5 protein-coding genes and 1 other RNA gene are annotated in these 5,837 nt (G+C 72.8%); 3 read left to right on the forward strand and 3 right to left on the reverse strand.

Annotation, left to right across the window (positions count from 1 at the left end; all coding sequences use genetic code 11):
• The 3 genes from FV229_RS24710 to FV229_RS24720 form a co-directional block, all read right to left on the reverse strand.
• Window positions 1-614: UvrD-helicase domain-containing protein (locus FV229_RS24710; RefSeq protein WP_147754480.1), on the reverse strand; the 614-nt coding region annotated here is incomplete at its 3' end.
• A gap of 137 nt (window positions 615-751) precedes the next feature.
• Window positions 752-1,696: an NAD(P)H-binding protein gene (locus FV229_RS24715; protein ID WP_147754484.1), complete on the reverse strand. Its 945-nt coding sequence runs from the start codon at window positions 1,694-1,696 to the stop codon at window positions 752-754.
• Window positions 1,697-1,748: 52 nt separating this feature from the next.
• Window positions 1,749-2,642 carry a polysaccharide deacetylase family protein gene (locus tag FV229_RS24720; RefSeq protein WP_147754481.1) on the reverse strand — a complete coding sequence of 298 codons (894 nt, stop codon included), beginning with the start codon at window positions 2,640-2,642 and terminating at the stop codon, window positions 1,749-1,751.
• A gap of 215 nt (window positions 2,643-2,857) precedes the next feature.
• Here FV229_RS24720 and FV229_RS24725 point away from each other — a divergent pair, with 215 nt between their 5' ends.
• The 3 genes from FV229_RS24725 to FV229_RS24735 form a co-directional block, all read left to right on the forward strand.
• Entirely contained in the window at window positions 2,858-4,135 is a 1,278-nt protein-coding gene (locus FV229_RS24725) for an O-antigen ligase family protein (RefSeq protein WP_147754482.1), read from the forward strand.
• Between the two features lie 43 nt (window positions 4,136-4,178).
• Window positions 4,179-4,277, forward strand: an RNA gene (gene ffs / locus FV229_RS24730) — signal recognition particle sRNA small type.
• 89 nt (window positions 4,278-4,366) lie between these two features.
• On the forward strand, window positions 4,367-5,837 hold a 1,471-nt coding region (locus tag FV229_RS24735; protein ID WP_147754483.1), incomplete at its 3' end, for a DNA polymerase III subunit gamma/tau.

Consider the following 5,837-nt stretch of genomic DNA (forward strand, 5'->3'; position numbering starts at 1 on the left):
GCCATCGCCTGCCGGATCGCCTTGCGCAGGGCCTCGCCCGTCGCCTCCGGCGTCACGAGGTCGAGGGCCCAGCCGAGGGCCGCGTCGCCGCCGACGGCGGCGGCCAGCACCTTGTCGGTCTCGTGGGCGAACATCTCGGCGGCGAGGTTCTCGTCCAGCACTGCGAAGCGGGCGGGCACGTTGGCCTCGAACGGGAACATGTGCAGCAGCCGCTCGCACAGCGCGTGCAGCGTCTCGATCTTCAGGCCGCCCGGCGTCTCGACCGCGCGGGCGAACAGCCGCCGCGCCGCATCGAGGTCGGTGGGCGAGGCCGCCCGGCCGGTGAGCGCGACGAGCTCGGCCGAGAGCGCCGCGTCGCCGAGGGTCACCCAGCGCCCCAGCGTCCGGAAGATCCGGATCGACATGTTGGCGGCTGCGGCCTTCGTGAAGGTGAGGCACAGGATGCGCGCCGGCGCCGCCCCGTCGAGCAGCAGCCGCACCACCCGGTCGGTGAGCACCTTGGTCTTGCCGGCGCCCGCGTTGGCCGAGACCCAGGCCGAGGCGCGCGGGTCCGCGGCGCGCCTTTGCGCGTCCTCGGTTCCGGGATCGACGACGAAGGCCTCGCGACGGCTCATGGACACCTGCTTTTCAGAAGCGGACTTCTCAGGAGCGGACCCGCGGCCCGCACGCGAAAAACCATCGGATGCGGCTGCGCGGAGCGCAAGCGCGGTCGGACTTCGCAGCGCGACGGTCGCGTCGGGTTCGGGCGTCCTCAGAATACCGCGTGGTCGCCGCGCTCGGCCACCGCCTCCCCGCGGACGAGCCGCGCGTAATGGTCGAACAGCGTCTCCGACCCCGTCGAAGGGGTGGCGTCGGCGTCGTAGCGCCCGGTCGCGAGGTCGAGCACGAGCATCGACTCGGTGGCGTAGTAGCGCCCGATGCGGGCGAGTTCGGCCTTGGCCGCCAAGGCCGGCAGAAATCGTCCGAGCGTCGCCAGCACGCCGACGATCACGTCCAGCAGCGCCACCGGCACGTGCGTGAAGCGCGGCGCGCGCCCAAGGAGCGCGAACAGCGCTTCGCCCTGGGCCTCCGGCGTGATCGCCTCGCCCGGCCCGCCGATAGGCAGCACCCGGTTGCGGCGCGCGGGATCGTCGAGGCAGTCCGCGAGGTAAGCCCCGAGGTCGTCGTCGCCGATCGGCTTGCAGGCCGTGAGTCGTCCGTCGCCGAAGACCAGGAACGGCTTGCCGCGCCGTACGCGCTCGACCTGCCCCGACAGCGATTTGAAGAAGGCCGTCGGCCGGACGATCGTGTAGTCGAGCCCCGACGCGATCAGCTCGGCCTCGAAGGCGAGCTTGGCGTGCTGGAAGGCGAGGACCGGCTTCTGGACGCAGATCGCCGAGAGCAGCACGACGTGCCCGACTCCGGCCGCCCGGCTCGCCTCCAGGGCGCGCACATGCGCGCCGTGGTCGATCGCCCAGGCGTCGGTGGGCAAGCCGGTGCGGGAGGCGAGACACGAGACCAGGACGTCGAACGCCTCGCCGCGGACGCCGTCGCGCGCCAGCGACGCCGGGTCGGCGAGGTCGACGCCCCGCGCGACGGCGCCCTCGGGGATTCGCGCGGCCTCCGGCGAGTGCCTGACCAGGCAGACGACCTCGTGCCCGCGCGTCACCAGCGCCCGCACGGTCGCGCGGCCGATGGTGCCTGTGCCGCCCAGCATCAGGACGCGGCGCGGTCTCACGCCCTCCGGCCGGTCCACCCCCATGATCGCTTTAACCCTTCGCGTCTGCCATCGCGCCCGCGGCATGCTCGGCGATGGCGCCGGCGGTGGTGAGCCACACCGCGTCGCGCTGTGCCGCGATGCGGGCGAGCGCCGCGCGCAGGGGCCTCAGCCGGTGCGGCTGGCCGACGATGTAGGGGTGGATCGCGATCCCCATCACCAGCGGCGCGTGGCGCGATTGCTCCAGCATCTCGTCGAAGGCGTCCGAGATCGCGTCGGCGAATTGCCGGCCGGTCTCCTTGCGGGCGACGATCGCTGGGATGTCGTTCAGCTCCTGGGGGTAGGGCACCGAGAGGATGCGGCCGCCGTCGCGGGTCGCGAACCAGACCGGCTGGTCGTCGTGGGCCCAGTCGAGGAGGTAGCGGTAGCCGGCTTCCGCCAGCAGGTCGGGGGTAAGGCGCGATTGCGAGATCCAGGGTCCGAGCCAGCCGGCGGGCGGCCTGCCCTCGTGCTCGGTCAGCAGGGCGGTGGCCTCGGCGATGAGCGCGCGCTCGCTGGCCTCGTCGAGGGTGCCCTGGCGCTCGGCGTTGGTGCGCCCGTGCCCGACGACCTCGTCGCCGCGGGCGCGGAACGCCTCGATCAGGCCGGGGCAGTCGGCGTAGAGGCGGCTGTTGACGAGCACGCTCGCCGGCAGGCCGAGCTCGTCGAGGAGCGCCTTGATCCGCCACGCGCCGACGCGGTTGCCCCAGTCGCGCCAGGCGTAGTTCAGCACGTCCGGCTGCGGGCCGCCGGGGGCGAGCTCGGCACCGAGCCCCGACCCGAAGTCGAAGGTCTCGAGGTTCAGCGCGACGTAGACCGCGAGGCGCCGGCCATCCGGCCAGTCGTAGGTCGGCCGGTCCGGCAACGCGCTGTAGGCATAGCGGCCGTGGCCCTTCGAACTGTCCATCCGTCCTCCGGTCTCCGAACGCGCTCGGGGATGCTGCGACGGCAGATGGGGTCGGCGAGGCATGGGGCAACGGGGCGGCGTCCAATCCGTGGCGCCCCCCGGCCCGCTGGGATCAGGCGTTCTCGTCGTCCGCCGTCGCAAGCCTTTCCAAACCTATCCCGTGCAAGGTCGGCCCTCTCCGGTCGCCGAGGGTGCCGGACTTCGAGGAGGCGTGCATGCGGATCGCCCAGGGAGGCGTCGTCCCGGCCGAGCCGCAGCGGGCGGTTCCGGCGTCCGGAGGCGTGTCCCTGAGCCGGCTCGACCGGCTCGTGATCCTCGGCGTCGGCTTCGCGCTGCAGTTCAACGTGATGACCTCGACCTTCGGGCTGCCGTTCCTGCGCCTGTCGGACGCGCTGCCGTTCCTGACGATCCCGTACTTCCTGCTCCGTCCGCGCATCCTGTCCACGCTCCTGGCGCGGGCGCTGCCGATCGGCGTGGTCGTCCTGCTGCTCGTCGCCTCGCTGGTGGCGAAGGCCGACGTCCAGCAGGGCGACCTGTACCTGACCCTGGTGCTGCTGCTGTACTTCGTCCAGGCGACGCAGCTCGTGATCCTGCTCCGCGAGCCGGCGGGCGCCGACAGCTTCGCGGTCGGCACGCTCCTGGGCTTCGCCGGCTCGCTCCTGGTCCTGGTCGCGGCCTCGGCCGGCATCGAGCTCACCGCCGTCGGGCTTGCCGTGCCGACCGACGGCCTCGAGCCGGAATTCGTCCTGTTCATGAAGGACAAGCTCGGCGGCCTTTGGACCGCGGGCAACGAGACCGGGCACGTCTTCGCGTTGGCCGGCGCGTCGGCGGCCTACCTCTGGTACCGCACCGGCCGCAGCGCGATCTACGTGGCGTACTTCGCAGGCCTCCTCGTCAGCTTTCCGCTGACCAACAACCGCGCCGGGCTCATCCTGCCGGCGATCGTCCTCGGGCTGATCCTCCGCAAGAGCGTCAGCGTCTACGCCGTCCTGTCGGGGGCGGCGGTCGTCTGCGGGCTTGTCATGCTGTTCAGCGCCACCGGCTACGCGCCCGTCCCGGAGCAGCTCCAGTCGGCGATCGAGAAGCGGTTCGTCGCCGACAGCCACGCCGACAGCAACATCCTGGAGCGGCTCGATTCCACCGCGGCCGGGCTGCAACTCGCCGCGACCCATCCGCTCGGCCTCGGCAACGTCGCGAAGGAGAACCAGCTCCTGATGATGGCCGGCGTCGGCACGCCGCACAACGCCGTCGTCACCCTCGCCCTCCAGAGCGGGGTCCTCGTCGCGCTCGCCTTCCTCGTCGGGACGGTACGGATCGTGCTCAGCCCGCAGCGGTTCGGCCCGCTCGTGTTCTACACGGTGCTGTTCATGGTGCCCTCGCTGATGTTCGAGGAGCTCTCGATCAACCCGGTGTTCCTGTTCGGCTTCGCCCTCGTGCTCGCGGCCGCCGCCGTGACTCGCGCCGGCAGTCCCGCAGCCGCCGAGGCTTCGTGACCGGGCCGCTTGCCATCGCCGGAGCCTCCGGCCATATAGGCCGCGGGAGGTTGGCGAGGGACGTTTCACTCGCCAACCGGGTCAGGTCCGGAAGGAAGCAGCCCTAACGAGACCGAGCGGGTCTTCGTCCAGCCTCCCACCTCGTTCCACCGCAGGAACCGCGGGTCGAGCGGCCCGCAGCGGCGGCCAAGGCACGATCGCGAAGAGCGAAGACGCACCCCCGAAGAGCGCATGGACGCGAGCACCGGCACGCCTGACGACGAGCCGGGCCTGCCCGGGTTTCCGGCGCCTGCCCTCGCGCAGACGCCGTACCGCGTGCTGGCGCGGAAGTACCGCCCCAAGGATTTCGACGACCTGATCGGCCAGGGCGCGATGGTGCGCACCCTCGGCAACGCCTTCGCGGCCGGGCGCATCCCGCAGGCCTGGATGCTGACCGGCGTGCGCGGCGTCGGCAAGACGACCACCGCCCGCATCCTCGCCCGCGGCCTGAACTACGCGCCCGTCGGCGCCCCCGACACCGGCCCGACCATCGCGATGCCGACCCTGGGCGTCCACTGCCAGGCGATCATGGAATCGCGGCACATGGACGTGCTGGAGATGGACGCCGCCTCGCATACCGGCATCGAGGACGTGCGCGCGATCATCGACGGGGTGCGCTATTCGCCGGTCTCGGCGCGCTACAAGGTCTACATCATCGACGAGGTCCACATGCTCTCGGGCAACGCGTTCAACGCGTTCCTGAAGACGCTGGAGGAGCCGCCGCCGCACGCGAAGTTCGTGTTCGCGACGACCGAGATCCGCAAGGTCCCGATCACCATCCTGTCGCGCTGCCAGCGGTTCGACCTGCGCCGCGTCGAGGCCGACGTGCTCTCCGCCCACCTCCAGAAGATCTGCGCCGCCGAAGGCGTCGGCGCGGAGGACGAGGCGGTGGCTGCGATCGTGCGCGCGGCGGAGGGCTCGGTGCGCGACGCGCTCTCGCTCCTCGACCAGGCCATCGCCCACGGGGCCGGCACCGTCACCGCCGCGGGCGTGCGCGACATGCTCGGCCTGGCCGACCGCGCCCGCATCCTCGACCTGTTCGAGGCGGTGATGCGCGGCGACGTGCCCGCCGCCTTCGCCGAGCTGCGCAGCCAGTACGAATCCGGCGCCGACCCGTCGGTGGTGCTCTCGGACCTGGCCGCCTTCACCCACCTCGTCACCCGCCTGAAGCTCGCGCCCGAGGCCGCCGCCGCCGACCCGACGCTGAGCGAGATCGAGCGGCGCCGCGGCGGCGACTTCGCCGCGCGGCTGCCGGTGCGGGCGTTGTCGCGGGCCTGGCAGATCCTGCTGAAGGCGGTGTCCGAGGTCGCGAGCGCGGCTCGGCCGCTGGCGGCCGCCGAGATGGCGCTGGTGCGCCTCGCCTACGCCGCCGACCTGCCGACGCCGGACGAGGCGTTGCGACAACTCAGGGCCGAAGCGCTCGCCGCCGGTGCGCAGGAGGGCGACGCACCGGCTCGACCAGCCCTCGACGCCCCGGCGCCCCGGCCGATCGCGCCGCCCCCGCCGATTCCGGCTCCGGCCGCGCCTCCCGTCCCCGCGGCGCCCGAGCCGGCCACGCGACCCGCACCTCCGGTTGAGGCACGCTCGCCCGTGGAAGCTCGGCCGCTGCCGCCGCCGCGCCCGGCCCTGGTCTCGCCGCCCGTCCCGGCGGCGAGACCAGGGC

It is taken from the genome of Methylobacterium sp. WL120 (assembly GCF_008039465.1).
GTDB classification, from domain to species: domain Bacteria; phylum Pseudomonadota; class Alphaproteobacteria; order Rhizobiales; family Beijerinckiaceae; genus Methylobacterium; species Methylobacterium cerastii.